1 pseudogene is annotated in these 230 nt (G+C 33.0%); it reads left to right on the forward strand.

The annotated features are described in order from the left end of the window. Positions 1–230: pseudogene (locus CD152_RS11995) on the forward strand (hypothetical protein); the annotation flags it as partial.

Raw genomic sequence — 230 nt, forward strand, 5'->3', positions numbered from 1 at the left:
AATATCTTTTTAAGTAACAGAAAACGTTCTGTAAAAAAACAGTCTAAAGTTTTATATCACAACATTAAAAACTCAGATATCCGTGTCAAACCGATGGAAGTGCCTGACGAAATTTACAACGTCGCAAAGCCTTTCTTCAGTGATGAAGAAATTCTGTCTCTATACAAAACAATGCTGAAAGAAACCATCGGTAACAACATCTATAGCACTGAAGATCACATTGAAATTAT

The sequence above is a fragment of the Macrococcoides caseolyticum genome (assembly GCF_002902665.1).
GTDB classification, from domain to species: Bacteria; Bacillota; Bacilli; order Staphylococcales; family Staphylococcaceae; genus Macrococcoides; species Macrococcoides caseolyticum.